This window comes from Pseudomonas sp. o96-267, from assembly GCF_003935465.1.
GTDB lineage: Bacteria > Pseudomonadota > Gammaproteobacteria > Pseudomonadales > Pseudomonadaceae > Aquipseudomonas > Aquipseudomonas sediminis.
This window is the reverse complement of the sequence record NZ_RHQP01000019.1, coordinates 26,392-42,389: the sequence shown is the minus strand read 5'-3', so window position 1 is coordinate 42,389 and position 15,998 is coordinate 26,392. Positions and strand designations below refer to the sequence as shown.

Sequence of the window (15,998 nt, the reverse complement as noted above, 5' to 3'; positions counted from 1 at the left end):
GGCCCGGGGGGCCTGCGGGTTGGGGCCTGTTGCCGGCGGCGGGTTGGGGGGCGCTGCGCCCCGGGCGGGTTTTGCTGGGGGGGGGCGGTGCGCACGGCGCACCCTACGTTCGGCGGTGGCGCTCAGCGCAGCGAGATCACCGGCCAGCCGCGCTCGACGGCGGTGGCGCGCAGCACGTCGTCCGGGTCGACTGCCACGGGGTTGGCGACTGCTTCGAGCAGCGGCAGGTCATTGCGTGAGTCGCTATAGAAGTAGGCCCCGTCGAGGTTGTACCCCGTCTCTGCCAGCCACTCGTTCAGCCGCGTCACCTTACCGCCCTGGTAGCACGGCGTACCGGTGATCTGCCCGGTATAGCGGCCGTCCTGCATGCCGCATTCGGTAGCGATCAGCGTCTCCACGCCCAGGCGTTCGGCGATGGGCGCGGTGACGAAACGGTTGGTGGCGGTGATGATCACCAGCTTGTCACCTGCGGCGCGGTGCTCGGCCAGCAGTGCCTCGCCCTTGGCAAGAATGATCGGCTCGATCACCTCGGCCATGAACTCGCGGTGCCACTGCGCGAGTTGCGCCATGTCGTGGCGGCCGAGAATGGCCTGGCTGAAATTCTGATAGGCCACCACGTCCAGTTTGCCGGCACAGTAATCGGCATAGAAGGCATCGTTGCGCGCGAGGTACTCGGCTGCGTCGACCAGGCCGCGCTGGCAGACGAATTCGCCCCAACTGTGGTCGCTGTCGCCAGCCAGCAGGGTGTTGTCGAGATCGAAAAGGGCCAAGCGCACGGTTCGTTACCTGTTCTGTGGAAAGGGGAGGCGCGCCAGAATAGCCGCTTTGCCGGGGCTTTCAAACTGCACCTAAACCCGCGTTGCTGCTGTCGCCGGCTTTGTGGAACAATGCCGGAACTTGCGTGTACGAGGTTGCTTGCCGTGATCGATTCTGATGGTTTCCGCCCGAATGTCGGCATCATCCTGACCAATGATTTCGGCCAGGTGCTCTGGGCCAGGCGTATCAACCAGGATGCGTGGCAGTTTCCCCAGGGCGGCATTAATGATCGTGAATCGCCGGAAGAGGCGCTTTACCGTGAACTGAATGAAGAGGTCGGGCTCGAAGAGCAGGATGTGAATATCCTCGCCTGCACCCGAGGCTGGTTGCGTTATCGTTTGCCGCAGCGTCTGGTGCGCACGCACAGCCAGCCGCTGTGTATCGGACAGAAGCAGAAGTGGTTTCTGCTGCGTCTGACTGGAGCTGAAGAGCGCGTACGCATGGACCTGACCGGCAAGCCCGAATTCGATGGTTGGCGCTGGGTCAGTTACTGGTACCCGTTGGGTCAGGTGGTCACATTCAAACGCGAGGTCTACCGCCGCGCGCTCAAGGAACTCGCCCCGCGCCTGATAGTGCGCGACTGATACGGACCCCAATCGAGCATGCTCAATACGCTGCGCAAGATCGTCCAGGAAGTAAACGCCGCCAAGGATCTCAAGGCGGCGCTGTCGATCATTGTGCAGCGGGTCAAGGAAGCGATGGGCAGCCAGGTCTGCTCGGTCTACCTGCTCGATGCGGAAACCAACCGTTTCGTATTGATGGCCACCAACGGCCTCAACAAGCGCTCCATCGGCAAGGTCAGCATGGCCCCCAGCGAGGGCCTGGTCGGCCTGGTCGGTAGCCGCGAAGAGCCGCTGAACCTCGAAGACGCCGCCAGCCATCCCCGTTACCGCTATTTCGCCGAGACTGGCGAGGAGCGCTACGCCTCCTTCCTCGGCGCGCCCATCATCCACCATCGCCGGGTGATGGGCGTTCTGGTTGTACAGCAGAAGGAGCGTCGCCAGTTCGACGAGGGCGAGGAAGCCTTCCTGGTCACCATGAGTGCGCAGCTCGCTGGCGTTATCGCCCATGCCGAGGCGACTGGCTCGATCCGCGGCTTGGGTCGCCAGGGCAAGGGCGTGCAGGAGGCCAAGTTCGTCGGCGTGCCGGGCGCGGCGGGGGCAGCGGTGGGTACCGCTGTCGTGGTGCTGCCCCCGGCCGATCTCAATGTAGTTCCAGACCGCAGCGTCGATGACATCACGGCGGAGCTGGAGCTGTTCGACAAGGCGCTCGGCTGGGTACGCGAGGACATGCAGGAGCTGTCCGAGAAACTCGCCACTCAGCTGCGCAAGGAAGAGCGCGCGCTGTTCGACGTCTACCTGATGATGCTCGAGGATGCTGCGCTGGGTAACGAGGTGCGCAAGGTCATCCGTACCGGCCAGTGGGCGCAGGGCGCCTTGCGCCAGGTGGTGCTCGACCACGTCAATCGCTTCGAACTGATGGACGATGCCTACCTGCGTGAGCGCGCCAGCGATGTACGCGACCTCGGTCGGCGCCTGCTTGCTTACCTGCAGGAAGAACGCAAAACCACGCTGGTCTACCCGGATAACACCATCCTGGTCAGCGAGGAGTTGTCGCCGGCGATGCTCGGCGAAGTGCCGGAAGGCAAGCTGGTCGGTCTGATCTCGGTGACCGGTTCGGGCAACTCTCACGTGGCGATTTTCGCCCGCGCCATGGGTATTCCCACGGTGATGGGCGTGGTCGATCTGCCGTACTCGAAGATTGACGGGATCAAGCTGATCGTCGATGGCTACCATGGCGAGGTCTTCACCAACCCCAGCGAGCTACTGAGCAAGCAGTACGCCGAGGTTGTCGAGGAGGAGCGCCAGCTCACCGAAGGGCTCGATGCCCTGCGTGCGTTGCCGTGTGAAACGCTCGACGGCCATCGCATGCCGCTGTGGGTCAACACCGGTCTGCTCGCCGATGTGGCGCGCGCCCAGCAGCGCGGCGCCGAGGGCGTCGGCCTGTACCGTACCGAAGTGCCGTTCATGATCAATGAGCGCTTCCCCAGCGAGAAGGAACAACTCGCCACCTATCGTGAGCAGTTGCAGGCCTTCCATCCGCTGCCGGTGACCATGCGCACTCTGGATATCGGTGGCGACAAGTCGCTGTCCTACTTCCCGATCAAGGAAGAGAACCCCTTCCTTGGCTGGCGCGGCATCCGCGTGACCCTCGATCACCCGGAAATCTTCCTGGTGCAGACTCGCGCCATGCTCAAAGCCAGTGAGGGGCTGAATAATCTGCGCATCCTGCTGCCGATGATTTCCGGTACGCAGGAGCTGGAAGAGGCGCTGCACCTGATTCACCGTGCCTGGGGCGAGGTACGTGACGAGGGCACCGATGTGCCGCTGCCGCCTATCGGCGTGATGATCGAGATCCCAGCAGCCGTTTATCAGACCCGCGAACTGGCGCGCCAGGTGGACTTCCTCTCGGTCGGCTCCAACGACCTGACCCAATATCTGCTGGCCGTAGACCGCAACAACCCGCGTGTGGCCGATCTCTACGACTTCCTCCATCCGGCGGTGCTGCAGGCGTTGCAGAAGGTGGTCAACGACGCACACCTCGAAGGCAAGCCGGTGAGCATCTGCGGCGAGATGGCGGGTGATCCGGCTGCGGCCGTGTTGCTGCTGGCGATGGGCTTCGATTCGCTGTCGATGAACGCCACCAACCTGCCCAAGGTGAAATGGCTGCTGCGCCAGGTGACCCAGAGCAAGGCCAAGGAGCTGCTCGGCCAGGTGATGACCATGGACAACCCGCACCTGATCTACAGCACCCTGCACCTGGCGCTGCGTAACCTGGGCCTGGGTCGGGTGATCAATCCGGCGTCCAATATCCAGGCCTGATTCGCCTGTGGAAGCGAGCTGACTACCTGCTAAAGGCGACCTCGCCCAGCACGGCGCCATGCGGGCCGAAGCTGCGCTCGATGATGCTCCAGCCGCCATTGCGCTCCAGGCTCAGCACCGTGCTGGCGCGGGTGCCATAGGCGGCGCTGGCGATGAAGACGCTCGACAGCAGCCGCTCCGTCGCCAATCCCACGCCCGTATCCGGCAGCAGCTGATCGTCCGGCTGGCTACTGTCGCTCAGCAACCCCAGTAGCGCTTCATCCCCGCTCTCGACTTGATCGCTCAAGGCATTCTTGGCACGCAGCAGCTTCGGCCAGGGCGTGTCGAGGGTAGCGTTGGACAGGCCATAAATGCCGCTCTGCAGTTGCCGGGGCCGGCCTTCCGCAGAGTTGAAGTGCCAGAGCTGGTGGCGGTCGCCAACCAGCAGGTTGAACCCGGCATGGGCTGCCGAGTCACGCATGATTCTGTCGAGATAGGCCGGTGCCGACTCCTGGCCCAGCAGGTAGTCAGCCGTCAGCGCGCCACGTGAGCGCGGCCCGGCTTTCTGCCTGGGGTCGCGGATGTTGGTCAGCGCCGCGAAGCGACCTTGCGCGGTAACGCCGAGCCAGGTGCCGCCGGCCTGCAGGTCGCGGCCAGCGAATACGCCAGGGGAGTCCTGCCATTCACCCAGTGCGGCGCTGGGGCGCTCGTAGAATTCGTCGCGATTGGCTGCAAGGCGCAGCACCGTCTGGTTTTCGGGCTGCCAGGCAAAGACGATCAGGCACATGCGGATTCCTCCGGTGGCGGAGTCTGGCAGGCTAGCGAGCTCAGCCAGGGGCGGCAACCGTTCCGTCGACCCGTGTGCCGTTGTTAGGGTCTGTTGCCGTTTCGCGCACGGCCGCGACGGAGCCAATTTTTGCGTGGAGCTAGGCGCGAGACGCGAAGTTTGGTCGCCCAAATGAGCCGTCGAGCAACGACGCACCACGCAAAAATTGGCCCGCCCCTTCGGGTTGCGCGGCAAATTGCGCCATGTGTCGTTGTGGGATTTGGCAAGGGAACGACCATTACCTGCATCCCACGCCTAACCTGGCGCAATTTGGCGCAGCAACGCGGCTCGCGTCGAAATGGCAACAGACCCTAGGGCATTTCCGCTACCATGCCGCTTTGTTTTTGGGGGTGTCGATGGAGCTGCTGCTCTACCTGGTACTGGGCTCGGCTGCAGGTGTGCTGGCCGGTCTTTTTGGCGTGGGCGGCGGTCTGATCATCGTGCCGGTGCTGGTGCTGAGTTTTACCGCTCAGGGCATGGCGCCGGAAATCCTCACGCACATGGCCGTGGGCACGTCTCTGGCGACCATCGTCTTCACCTCGATCAACTCGCTGCTCGAGCATCACCGCAAGGGAGCGGTACGCTGGCCGCTGTTTCGCTGGCTGACGCTGGGTATCCTGCTGGGTGCAGCGCTGGGTGCACTGACCGCAGCGCTGATCCAGGGGCCTTGGTTGCAGAAGATCATCGGTACCTTCGCCATCGTCGTGGCGGTGCAGATGGCGCTGGATCTGAAACCCAAGGCCAGCCGTGGTGTCCCAGGCAAGCCCACATTGACCGTGGCTGGCGGGGTAATCGGCTGGGCCTCGGCAATTTTCGGAATCGGTGGTGGTTCGCTGACAGTGCCCTATCTGGTCTGGCGCAGCGTGCCGATCCAGCAGGCGGTGGCGACCTCGGCCGCCTGTGGATTGCCGATCGCTATTGCCGGAGCGCTGAGTTTCATGTTCACCGGCTGGGGGAATGCGCATCTGCCGCCATGGAGCGTCGGTTTCGTCTACCTTCCGGCGTTGCTGGGTATTGCCGTGACCAGCATGTTCTTCGCCCGTTTTGGTGCGCGCCTGGCCCATCGCCTGTCGCCACTGTTGCTCAAGCGTCTGTTCGCCCTGCTGCTGTTCAGTGTGGGCCTGAGTTTTTTCATCTAAGGAGTCCTGGATGCTGCCTTATCCGCAGATCGACCCGGTGGCCATCGCCCTCGGTCCCCTGAAAATCCATTGGTACGGCCTGATGTATCTGGTCGGCATCGGTGGTGCCTGGCTACTGGCATCGCGCCGGCTGGAGCGTTTCGATGCGACCTGGACCAAGGACAAGCTGTCCGACCTGGTGTTCTGGGTGGCCATGGGGGTGATTCTCGGTGGGCGTCTGGGCTACGTATTTTTCTATGATTTTGCCGCCTATATCGCCGAACCGGCGAAAATCCTCCGAGTCTGGGAAGGTGGTATGTCCTTCCATGGCGGCCTGATCGGGGTGATGCTGGCGACCTGGTGGTTCGGCAAGCGCAATGGCAAGAGCTTCTTCGAGCTTATGGACTTTATCGCACCGCTGGTGCCGATCGGTCTGGGTGCCGGGCGCATCGGTAACTTCATCAACGCCGAGTTGTGGGGCAAGGCCAGCGACGTGCCTTGGGCGATGATCTTCCCTACCGACCCGCAGCAGTTGGCGCGTCATCCGTCGCAGCTGTATCAATTCGCCCTGGAAGGCGTGGCGCTGTTCACCATCCTCTGGTTCTATTCGCGCAAACCGCGGCCGACCATGGCCGTTTCCGGCATGTTCGCTGCCTGCTACGGCGTGTTCCGCTTCATCGTCGAGTTCGTCCGCGTGCCCGATGCCCAGCTGGGCTACCTGGCCTGGGGCTGGCTGACCATGGGGCAGATTCTCTGCCTGCCGATGATCCTTGGCGGTATCGGCCTGATCGCCTATGCCTACAAGCGCCAGCCCGTTCAAGGAGCCGTCTGATGAAACAGTACCTCGACCTGATGCGCCATGTGCGTGAGCACGGCACCTTCAAGGAGGACCGCACCGGCACCGGCACCTATAGCGTGTTCGGCTACCAGATGCGCTTCGACCTGGCCGACGGCTTCCCCATCGTTACCACCAAGAAGTGCCACCTGCGCTCGATCATCCACGAGCTGCTGTGGTTCCTGCAGGGTGACACCAACATCAAGTACCTCAAAGACAACGGCGTCAGCATCTGGGACGAGTGGGCCGACGAGAATGGCAACCTTGGCCCCGTCTACGGTTACCAGTGGCGCAGCTGGCCGGCGCCCAACGGCGAGTCCATCGATCAGATCGCCAAGCTGATCGAGATGATCAAGAAGAACCCGGACTCGCGTCGCCTGATCGTCTCGGCCTGGAACCCCGCGCTGGTCGAGCAGATGGCGCTGCCACCGTGCCACGCGCTGTTCCAGTTCTACGTCGCCGACGGCAAGCTCAGCTGTCAGCTCTATCAGCGCTCGGCCGACATCTTCCTCGGCGTGCCCTTCAACATCGCCAGCTACGCGCTGCTGACGCTGATGGTGGCGCAGGTCTGCGGCCTGCAGCCGGGCGAGTTCATTTGGACTGGCGGCGACTGTCATCTGTACGCCAACCACATCGAACAAACCGATCTGCAGCTCACTCGTGAGCCGCTGCCGCTGCCGACCATGAAGCTCAACCCCGAGGTGAAGGACCTGCTGGCCTTCAAATTCGAGGACTTCGAACTGGTGGGTTACGAAGCGCACCCGCATATCAAGGCGCCGGTGGCGGTATAGGGAAGCGGGGGCTGGGCGTTTTCCGCGTCAGCCCACCGGTTGCATGGAAAGGTCGCTGCGCAGGCGCTCTACCTGTTCGGCGCGTTCGGCCTCTTCCAGGCGTGCGCCTGGATTCAGTGACGACCATTGCGGGTGAGCGCGTGCCACGTTCAGTGGTGCGGGCAGCTTGCCCTGGCGCCACAGGGTTTCCTGCGGGGCGTTGAGGCTGATGGCATCCATCGCGGCGTGTCCGCGCACGTCCAGTGCGGCCAGCAGTTGCTGCTGACGCAGGGCGAGCAGGCGCAGCACGGCGTCGTCGACGGTCAGTTCGCGCTGGCCCCTGAGTTTTCCCTTCAAGCGCTCCCCGTAGTTACGCAGGGTCTGCGCGCTGCCGCCGATCACTGCGCCCAATGCGGCAGCTGCGCCCATGGTGAGACCGCCGACCAGCAGATCTACGCCGACGCCCGTGGCGGCGCCGGCTGCCATGCCGCCACCGACCTTGATGCCGAGCTGCTTCAGTGTTTCCGGGTTGAACAGGTCGTCGCCCCAGCGGCCGTCGAGCAGCGGCAGGTCAGCCGCTTTGGCGTCACTGCTGCGGAAGGCGTACAGGCGTAGCAGGGCCTCGACGCAACGCTGCTCGCGCTGGCGAATGGCCGTGCGCAGCTCGCTGATGGCGCCCTGTTCCAGCACGGGTTGGGCGGCGACGCTGCGGCGGCAGGCGGCGCAGTCGATCAGCAGCTCGGCGATCAGACGGTTGCCGGCCTGGCGCCGGGCCTGGCGCTGGGCTTCGTGATCCTCGATCAGTCGTTGCAGCTGCGGGCGCGAACGCTCCAGTAGCAGGGCCAGGCTTTCGTACAGACGTCGTTCGCCGTCTGCAGGTGGTGCCACGCTGTCGAACGCCACCAGGGCATGCAGGCCGAGGCGGGCCAGGGCTTCGCGCCACTCCGCTTCGCGGTGGCTGGCGCTGGCGACGAAGTTGAGTACCGGCAGCAGCGGTCGGCCGCACATGGTGAGTACTGCCAGCTCGTCGCGGTACTTGGCCAGTACCGGCTCGCGCACGTCGATCACGTAGAGACCGGCATCGGAGGCCTGCAACTGGCGCAGTACCTTGGCTTCCTGTTCGTAGCGCTGGCGTGCTTCGCTGCCTTCGAGAAAACGCGCCAGACGTGCCGGGCCGTCCAGCCGCTCGCCGGGGCGGTCGAGACGCTCCAGGTAGTCGAGCAGGGCGATGGCGTCTTCCAGGCCGGGGGTGTCGTACAGCTCCAGCAGCGCCTGGCCATCCACCGACAGGCGCGCACCTTCGACATGGCGGGTGGTGCTGGCGCGGGGCGAGACTTCGCCGAAGTCGACGTCGCGGGTCAGGGTGCGCAACAGCGAGGTTTTGCCGACGTTGGTGTGGCCGACCAGGGCCAGTTTCAGTGGCTCAGTCATGTCCGCTCTCCAGCCAGTTCAGCGGCGCCGTATCGCCATGCTGCAGCTCCAGGCTGGCGATCGCCTGATGCCAGTCCGTCAGGCGCGCACTGTCCAGGCTCTCACCGGGTGTCGGCGGCAGCAGCCAGATGCGCGTGGCCGAGGCCGAGCGCGCCAGTTCGCCGATCAGCGCCAAGGTGCCACGATCCGGTGAGCGGCGCGGGTCGCAGGCGATGGCCAGGCGTTCGGGCGGGAAGCGGGTCAGCTGTTCGAGTAACTGACGGCGCTGTTCGCGGCTGTCGATCACCCCGGCATCGGCCACACCCTTGGGCAGCGACGCAGGCGGCCAGGGGCGGCGCTCGTCCAGTTCGATGCCGAGCAGCAGCGCGCCGCTGCCAGGTTGCGCGCTGGCGCCGCCTTGCGGTTGGTGCAGGGCGGCGGGCGCCAGGTCGCAGATGCCCAGGCGTTCGCTGTCCGGTTGCAGGCGTTGGCGCAGCAGGCCATAGCCGGGCAGGTCGAGATCCAGGCGCAGCGCGCCTTTGCCGGACTGCCAGCGCCATAGGCACAGCAGCATCAGCAGCAGGCGTGGCAGCAGACCGTAGACCAACACCACGCCGACCAGCCAGCCGGCCCCGCTCTGCCGGGCTGCTTCGCTGGCGATAGCGGCAGCGCCGCTGGCGCGAATGACGTCGATGTCTGGCAAGCTGAAGCCGAGCAGCGCGGGCAGGGCGCCGATGGCCTGGGTCAGGGCGATGAAGGTGTCGCCACCAAGAATGGTGGTTTCCCAGACGAAGCCGTAGCGGCGCGTAGCGAGTAGCAATAGCAGGGTGGTCAGCGCCGCGAGCATGGCCAGCGCCCACAGACCGTTGATCATTAGGCCCAGTCCCCAGCGGGTCAGACGCTGGCGTTGCAGCATCAGCAGCAGAGCCGGGGCCAGTTGCGTAGCGCTGGCATCACGCGCCAGTTTTTCGCTGAGCCACAGCCACAGGCGACCCAGCGCGCCGGGGTTGTCACGGGTCAGCAGCAGGCCCAGCAGCCAGCCGAGCAGCATCAGCAGGTTGAGCCCAAGCAGACTGCCCAGTGCCCAGAACACATTGACCGGTTGGCGCCCGTCACCCAGTGCCGCGAAGGCCAGGCCGAAGCCGCTGAGCAGGGCCAGCAGTGCCAGCAGCACACCGGCCAGGCGTGCGCCCTGCAACCAGTGCAACAGCGCCTGCCACTGACCATCACGGCGGGCCAGGTGCAGGGCGCGATGCTGGATGCGCTCGGCCAGTTCAACCTGTTCGGCACGGGCCAGGCGATTGGCCTCGCTGTCTTCGAGCGGGCCGGCATGGTCCTCGCGCAGGCGAATGGTTTCGCTGAGCCAGAGGCGTTGGAAGGGGGTAGGGGAGGAGGCGTCTGTCACGCGGCGTCTCGTCATTCGGATCAGGGGTTGAGAATAACCCCTGATCCGCTTCGGTGCGAATCAGCGCTGCTCGCGCAAACGCACGGCGATATCCGGCTGGTCGATGAACAGGCCATCGATACCGGTGGCGAGGAAGGCACGCAGCTCGGCGTTGATATCGCCGCGCTCGCTCGGTTCGCTGCCGTTACGCAGACGGGTGGGCAGGAAGGCGTTTTCAGCGCGGAAGGTGTAGGGATGCACCTTGAGCCCGGCCGCATGGGCGTCACGTACCAGGCTGGTCGGCGCGGTCAGGTTACCGGCGGCATCACGCGGGATGATCATGCCTTTCTCCGGGCCGATGCCGCTGGCGTAGCTCGCGATGGTTTGCAGGCCTTCTGGCGTGATCATTTGCTGGTAGCCAAGGCCGCTGCCAAGCACCTGCTGATCGTAGGGTTGGCCTTCTACCCACAGCAGTTGCACCAGGCGGATCGGTGTCAGCGTGCTCAGCGCCTTGAGGTTTGCCACTTCGAAGGACTGGATGAAAACGGGCGCGTCGGCGCTGTCGTAGCCGTTGCGTTCGAGCACCGCCAGCAACGGTTTCTCCATGGCCAGGTCGAGTTGCTGGAAGTGGGTGGGGTGCTTGGTTTCCGGGTACAAACCCAGGGTTCGTTGCTGAAGGGCTTCCAGACGTTTCACCAGATCGATGATCTCTTGCAGCGTGGGAATCTCGAACTGGCCATCGAAGCGGGTATTGCCCGGTCGCTGCTGCGGGATACGTTCGATGGCGCGCAGGGTTTTCAGCTCGGCCAGGGTGAAGTCCTCACTGAACCAGCCTTCCAGGCTGCGCCCGTCGACGCTCTGGGTGCGTTTGCGGTCAGCGAATTCGGGGCGCTGCGCCACGTCGGTGGTCAGCCCCAATTCGTTGTCGTGGCGGGCGACCAACTGGCCATCGCGAGTCATCACCAAGTCGGGCTCGATGTAGTCGGCGCCTTGAAAGGCTGCCAGCGCGTAGGCCGCCAGTGTGTGCTCGGGCGCGTAACCGCTGGCGCCCCGGTGGGCGATCACCAGGGGAGCCTTGCTGTCCCAGTTCTGGGTTTGCCTGACGCTGGGTTGCTGCTGGGCCCAATCGATGGCGGCCTGTACTTTATCCGGGGCGGGGCTGGCGAAGACCGCCAGTGGCAGCAGAGTGACGCCCAATACCCAGGCAGAGAGTGATTTCGACATGATGCTGGCTCCTTGCTCGTAGAATCAGCCCTTAGCCTGCTACGGCGAATGTGACGATACGACGACAGCGCTGCTGCAGCCACTGATGGGCTGCGAGGCCGCTGGGGGCTCTGTTATGCTCGCGGCCATGAAAACGACTCTACCTCTTTCTCTGATCGCCGCGCTCGCGCACAACCGCGTGATTGGCCGCGACAACCAACTGCCCTGGCACCTGCCGGCGGATCTCAAGCACTTCAAGGCGATGACGCTCGGCAAGCCGATCATCATGGGGCGCAAGACCTGGGATTCGCTCGGGCGCCCGTTGCCGGGCAGGCTCAATATCGTGGTCAGCCGTCAGGCCGGCCTGACCCTGGAAGGTGCCGAGGTATTCGCGACGCTGGAAGAGGCTATCGAACGAGCTGACGCCTGGGCGCGTGAAGAGAATGCCGAGGAACTGATGCTGATCGGCGGCGCGCAGCTCTATGAGCTGGGCCTGGCCCAGGCTGATCGTCTTTACTTGACGCGTGTCGGCCTGGATCCCGAGGGTGATGCCTTCTTCCCCGAGGTCGACGAGGCCACCTGGCGTATGACCTCCAGCGTCGAGCACCCGGCTTCGGCCGAGACACCGTCTTACGCCTTCGAAGTGTGGGAGCGCCGCGGCGCATAATCCTGCCTGGCGTTCCGGCCATTTCTGCCGCCAGATTCTCCTGCGCGGCGGGACGGCCACTGCCTTGCCTCTGCCGTAATTTTCTTTCGTGCATCCTGATGCAGGTTTTTACATGTCTGAGCAATCGCCCGTCGACGAGCGCCCGAGCGCCGTCGCTGCACTCTTCGTACGCCACCCACTCTGGGAAGATGCGCTGGCCCTGCTGTTCGGCACCGCTCTGGTGGCGCTGGGCATCGCCTTCTACACGCATGCCGGCCTGCTCACCGGTGGCACTGTCGGCATCGCCTTTCTGGCCAACTACCAGGCCGGCTGGTCGTTCGGTCTGGTGTTCTGCCTGGTCAATCTGCCGTTCTACCTGCTCGGTATCTGGCGCATGGGCTGGGCTTTCACCTTGCGCACGGGCTGCGCGGTGATGCTGGTTTCGCTACTGGCCGAGCTGACGCCGCACTGGGTCGCCTTCGCCCACCTCAGCGCCGTGTATGCTGCGCTGTTCGGCGGCGCTGCGATGGGGCTGGGTTTGCTCATGCTGTTCCGCCACCGCGCCAGCCTGGGTGGGGTGAATATTCTCGCGCTGTATATGCAGGAGCGCTTCGGTTTCCGCGCTGGCACCGTGCAGATGGCTATCGACGCGAGCATCGTCCTGGCGGCGATTTTCGTGGTGTCGCCAGACAAGGTGCTGCTCTCGGTGCGGGGGGCGGTAGTGCTCAATCTGGTGCTGGCGATCAATCACCGGGCGGATCGCTACGTCGGCGTTAGTTGAACGCATCAACGAACGAGGGGCTGCCTCGCTGGAGACAGCCCCTCGTAGTTTCGTTTTTCGCGGAGGCGAGAATCAGATCACTTCAGTGAACTGGATGATCTCGACCCAGTAGCCGTCCGGGTCCTTGATGAAGGCGATATCGCGCATGCGGCCGTCGGTCAGACGTTTCTGGAAATCCACTCCGAGGTCTTCGAAGCGCTGGCAGGCCGCCTTGATGTCCGGCACCGACACGCACAGGTGGCCGAAGCCACGTGGGTCGCTGTTGCCGCTGTGGTAGGAAAATTCCGGGTCTTTCTCGGTGCCGTAGTTGTAGGTCAGCTCCAGCACGCCGGGGATCGACTTGCGCCATTGATGGCGAGCAGCCGGGTCAGCCGGGATCTGCGACTTGTCGTTGATCAGGGCGAGGAAGTACAGGCTGAACTCGGCGTCAGGGAAGTCCTTCTTCTCCAGCAGGGTGAAGCCCAGCACGCGGGTGTAGAAATCCAGCGATTTGGTCAGATCCTTCACGCGGATCATGGTGTGGTTGTAGATGAAGTCGGCGGTGGCAACGTCGGGCTTGGCGGTCACGCCGGGGATGGCGTTGAGCTCGTCGAGGGTCATGGGGTTCTCCATCAGGCGGGAAAAGGCTGTATCTACCTATATGGACGCGGTGGCCACGTTTTTCAAGGGCGTGACCTTGATCAGGCAGCGATGCCGGGGCGTTTGTAGGAGCGGCTTCAGCCGCGATTGGCTTGAGGGCGCGAAGCATCGCGGATGAAACGGACTGCCGCCTAGGGCTCCTCCGGTCCGTGTCAGCGCGAAGGTTGGCGGGGCGGTGGACGGGTGAAGCGTCGTCCACCCGATGGTCATCAGACCGGCAGCGTGATCAGCTCGGCCTGTACCCGCCCATCCTCGATATGCAGGATGCCCACGCCGATGGGCAGCTTGAAGCGCCGTGGCCCGGCGCTGCCGGGGTTGAGGTAGAGCACGCCGTTGCGCTCTTCGTGCAGTGGCTTGTGCGAATGGCCGGCGATTACTACATCGATTTCAAGCGCTCTGGGGTCGATGTTCAGTTGCTTCAGGTCGTGCAGGACATAGAGCGTGGTGTCTTCGAAGCGCAGCGTCAGCGTCTCGGGAATGTCATCGGCCCAAGCCTCCTGGTCGTTATTGCCGCGCACCACCGACAGCGGCGCGATGCGTTCCAGTTCGGTCAGGATGTGCGGCCCGCCGATATCGCCGGCATGGATCAGATGATCGACGCCTTGCAGCGCTGCCAGCGCTTCGGGGCGCAGCAGGTTGTGGGTGTCGGCGATCAGACCAATGCGCATGATGAGGTCCTGAGTATGAGATGTAGGAGCCAGCTTGCTGGCGATCAGCGTCAGGTGCAAACCCTCCGACAACAAAAAGCCCGGCAAACCAGGCCGGGCTTTTCGCTGCAGCAACGCTGACGAATCAGTCGTCGAGCATCGCCTTGTTGCGCACCGCGCCCTTGTCGGCGCTGGTGGCGAGCAGGGCGTAGGCCTTGAGCGCGGTGGTCACCTTGCGGGTGCGCGGTGCGGCCGGCTTCCAGCCTTTCTTGTCCTGCTCGGCACGGCGGGTGGCCAGTTCTTCGTCGCTGACCAGCAGGTTGATGCTGCGGTTGGGGATGTCGATGAGGATCTTGTCGCCGTCGTTGACCAGGCCAATGGCGCCGCCTGCTGCCGCTTCCGGCGAGGCGTGGCCGATGGACAGGCCGCTGGTGCCGCCGGAGAAACGCCCGTCGGTGAGCAGGGCGCAGGCCTTGCCCAGTCCTTTGGACTTCAGGTAGCTGGTCGGATAGAGCATTTCCTGCATGCCCGGGCCGCCTTTCGGACCTTCGTAGCGGATGATGACGATGTCACCTTCCTTCACTTCGTCATTGAGGATGCCGCGCACCGCGCTGTCCTGACTTTCAAAGACCTTGGCGGAGCCTTCGAAGACGTGGATGGATTCGTCCACGCCAGCGGTTTTCACCACACAGCCATCGAGGGCGATGTTGCCGTACAGCACCGCAAGTCCACCCTCTTGGGAATAAGCGTGCTCGACGCTGCGAATACAACCATTCTCTCGGTCATCATCCAGGCTGTCCCAGCGGGTGCTCTGGCTGAACGCGGTCTGGGTGGGGATACCGGCTGGACCTGCCTTGAAGAAGTGGTGAACCGCTTCGTCGTTGGTCTGGGTGATGTCCCACTGGGCGATGGCCTCAGCCATGTTCGGGCTATGGACGGTGGCTACATCGGTGTGCAGCAGGCCGCCACGGGCCAGTTCGCCGAGGATAGAGAAGATGCCGCCAGCGCGGTGCACGTCTTCCATGTGGTACTTCTGGATGTTCGGTGCGACTTTGCACAGCTGCGGCACCTTGCGCGACAGGCGGTCGATGTCGCGCAGGTCGAAGGCGACTTCACCTTCCTGGGCGGCGGCCAGCAGGTGCAGGATGGTGTTGGTCGAACCGCCCATGGCGATGTCGAGCATCATGGCGTTCTCGAACGCCTTGAAGTTGGCGATGTTGCGCGGCAGTACCGACTCGTCGCCTTCGCCGTAGTAGCGCTGGCACAGCTCGACGGCCAGGCGGCCGGCGCGCAGGAACAGCTGCTCGCGGTCGCTGTGGGTGGCCAGGGTCGAACCGTTGCCCGGCAGGGACAGGCCCAGTGCTTCGGTCAGGCAGTTCATCGAGTTGGCGGTGAACATGCCGGAGCAGCTGCCGCAGGTCGGGCAGGCGCTGCGCTCGTACTCGGCGACCTTTTCGTCGGAGGCGCTGGAGTCGGCGGCGATGACCATGGCATCGACCAGATCCAGGCCATGGCTGGCCAGCTTGGTTTTACCCGCTTCCATCGGCCCGCCGGAAACGAACACCACCGGGATGTTCAGGCGCAGGGCGGCCATCAGCATGCCGGGGGTGATCTTGTCGCAGTTGCTGATGCAGACGATGGCGTCGGCGCAGTGGGCGTTGACCATGTACTCCACGGAGTCGGCGATGATCTCGCGGCTCGGCAGCGAATAGAGCATGCCGTCGTGGCCCATGGCGATGCCGTCGTCGACGGCGATGGTGTTGAATTCCTTGGCCACGCCGCCGGCTTTCTCGATCTCGCGGGCGACCAGCTGACCCAGGTCCTTCAGGTGCACGTGGCCGGGCACGAACTGGGTGAAGGAGTTGGCGATGGCGATGATCGGTTTCTTGAAGTCTTCGTCCTTCATCCCTGTGGCGCGCCACAGGGCGCGGGCGCCGGCCATGTTGCGGCCGTGGGTGGAGGTCTTCGAGCGGTAATCGGGCATGACGGTATTCCTGCGACTAATTCGGTTGTGTGTGCGGTGAGCGTCGTCGAGCGGCAGATCGCCGCGGTGTCAGGAGGC

15 protein-coding genes are annotated in these 15,998 nt (G+C 64.3%); 7 read left to right on the top strand and 8 right to left on the bottom strand.

Going from position 1 to position 15,998, the window contains the following annotated elements; all coding sequences use genetic code 11:
* Window positions 1-122: 122 nt before the first annotated feature.
* Window positions 123-776 carry an HAD family phosphatase gene (locus EGJ86_RS14375; protein WP_125835562.1) on the bottom strand — a complete coding sequence of 218 codons (654 nt, stop codon included), beginning with the start codon at window positions 774-776 and terminating at the stop codon, window positions 123-125.
* A gap of 144 nt (window positions 777-920) precedes the next feature.
* On the opposite strand from EGJ86_RS14375, the gene EGJ86_RS14370 reads away from it, so the two are divergent.
* Together EGJ86_RS14370 and ptsP are read left to right on the top strand one after the other, a co-directional pair.
* A complete protein-coding gene (locus EGJ86_RS14370; protein ID WP_125835561.1) occupies window positions 921-1,400 on the top strand; it encodes an RNA pyrophosphohydrolase in 480 nt (159 codons plus the stop codon).
* Between the two features lie 18 nt (window positions 1,401-1,418).
* Window positions 1,419-3,698 carry a phosphoenolpyruvate--protein phosphotransferase gene (gene ptsP, locus EGJ86_RS14365; protein WP_125835560.1) on the top strand — a complete coding sequence of 760 codons (2,280 nt, stop codon included), beginning with the start codon at window positions 1,419-1,421 and terminating at the stop codon, window positions 3,696-3,698.
* A 22-nt stretch (window positions 3,699-3,720) separates the two neighbouring features.
* Here the strand turns inward: ptsP and EGJ86_RS14360 are convergent, their stop codons facing one another.
* On the bottom strand, window positions 3,721-4,464 hold the full coding sequence (locus EGJ86_RS14360; protein ID WP_125835559.1) for an NRDE family protein: 744 nt from the start codon (window positions 4,462-4,464) through the stop codon (window positions 3,721-3,723).
* A 395-nt stretch (window positions 4,465-4,859) separates the two neighbouring features.
* On the opposite strand from EGJ86_RS14360, the gene EGJ86_RS14355 reads away from it, so the two are divergent.
* From EGJ86_RS14355 to EGJ86_RS14345, 3 genes are read left to right on the top strand one after another with little or no spacing between them, the layout of a single operon-like run.
* A complete protein-coding gene (locus EGJ86_RS14355; RefSeq protein WP_125835558.1) occupies window positions 4,860-5,642 on the top strand; it encodes a sulfite exporter TauE/SafE family protein in 783 nt (260 codons plus the stop codon).
* Window positions 5,643-5,652: 10 nt separating this feature from the next.
* On the top strand, window positions 5,653-6,453 hold the full coding sequence (gene lgt / locus EGJ86_RS14350; RefSeq protein ID WP_099525990.1) for a prolipoprotein diacylglyceryl transferase: 801 nt from the start codon (window positions 5,653-5,655) through the stop codon (window positions 6,451-6,453).
* Entirely contained in the window at window positions 6,453-7,247 is a 795-nt protein-coding gene (locus EGJ86_RS14345; protein WP_106733351.1) for a thymidylate synthase, read from the top strand. Before lgt ends, EGJ86_RS14345 begins: the two co-directional genes overlap by 1 nt.
* A gap of 27 nt (window positions 7,248-7,274) precedes the next feature.
* Here the strand turns inward: EGJ86_RS14345 and EGJ86_RS14340 are convergent, their stop codons facing one another.
* From EGJ86_RS14340 to EGJ86_RS14330, 3 genes are read right to left on the bottom strand one after another with little or no spacing between them, the layout of a single operon-like run.
* Complete coding sequence (locus EGJ86_RS14340; RefSeq protein ID WP_125835557.1) at window positions 7,275-8,657, bottom strand: GTPase/DUF3482 domain-containing protein; 1,383 nt, start codon at window positions 8,655-8,657, stop codon at window positions 7,275-7,277.
* Window positions 8,650-10,056: a DUF2868 domain-containing protein gene (locus EGJ86_RS14335; protein WP_177432847.1), complete on the bottom strand. Its 1,407-nt coding sequence runs from the start codon at window positions 10,054-10,056 to the stop codon at window positions 8,650-8,652. The genes EGJ86_RS14340 and EGJ86_RS14335 overlap by 8 nt, the downstream gene beginning before the upstream one ends.
* Window positions 10,057-10,101: 45 nt before the next feature.
* On the bottom strand, window positions 10,102-11,244 hold the full coding sequence (locus tag EGJ86_RS14330) for a glycerophosphodiester phosphodiesterase (protein WP_177432846.1): 1,143 nt from the start codon (window positions 11,242-11,244) through the stop codon (window positions 10,102-10,104).
* A 115-nt stretch (window positions 11,245-11,359) separates the two neighbouring features.
* On the opposite strand from EGJ86_RS14330, the gene EGJ86_RS14325 reads away from it, so the two are divergent.
* Window positions 11,360-11,890, top strand: a complete 531-nt coding sequence (locus EGJ86_RS14325; RefSeq protein ID WP_092378346.1) for a dihydrofolate reductase — start codon at window positions 11,360-11,362, stop codon at window positions 11,888-11,890.
* A 112-nt stretch (window positions 11,891-12,002) separates the two neighbouring features.
* Entirely contained in the window at window positions 12,003-12,650 is a 648-nt protein-coding gene (locus tag EGJ86_RS14320; RefSeq protein WP_125835554.1) for a YitT family protein, read from the top strand.
* Window positions 12,651-12,722: 72 nt separating this feature from the next.
* Here EGJ86_RS14320 and gloA read toward each other — a convergent pair whose 3' ends face one another.
* The 3 genes from gloA to ilvD all read right to left on the bottom strand — a co-directional run bounded on the left by gloA (window position 12,723) and on the right by ilvD (window position 15,920).
* Window positions 12,723-13,250: a lactoylglutathione lyase gene (gloA, locus tag EGJ86_RS14315; protein WP_125835553.1), complete on the bottom strand. Its 528-nt coding sequence runs from the start codon at window positions 13,248-13,250 to the stop codon at window positions 12,723-12,725.
* Between the two features lie 248 nt (window positions 13,251-13,498).
* Window positions 13,499-13,957: a metallophosphoesterase family protein gene (locus tag EGJ86_RS14310; RefSeq protein ID WP_125835552.1), complete on the bottom strand. Its 459-nt coding sequence runs from the start codon at window positions 13,955-13,957 to the stop codon at window positions 13,499-13,501.
* 124 nt (window positions 13,958-14,081) lie between these two features.
* Window positions 14,082-15,920 carry a dihydroxy-acid dehydratase gene (gene ilvD / locus EGJ86_RS14305; protein WP_125835551.1) on the bottom strand — a complete coding sequence of 613 codons (1,839 nt, stop codon included), beginning with the start codon at window positions 15,918-15,920 and terminating at the stop codon, window positions 14,082-14,084.
* Window positions 15,921-15,998: the final 78 nt, after the last annotated feature.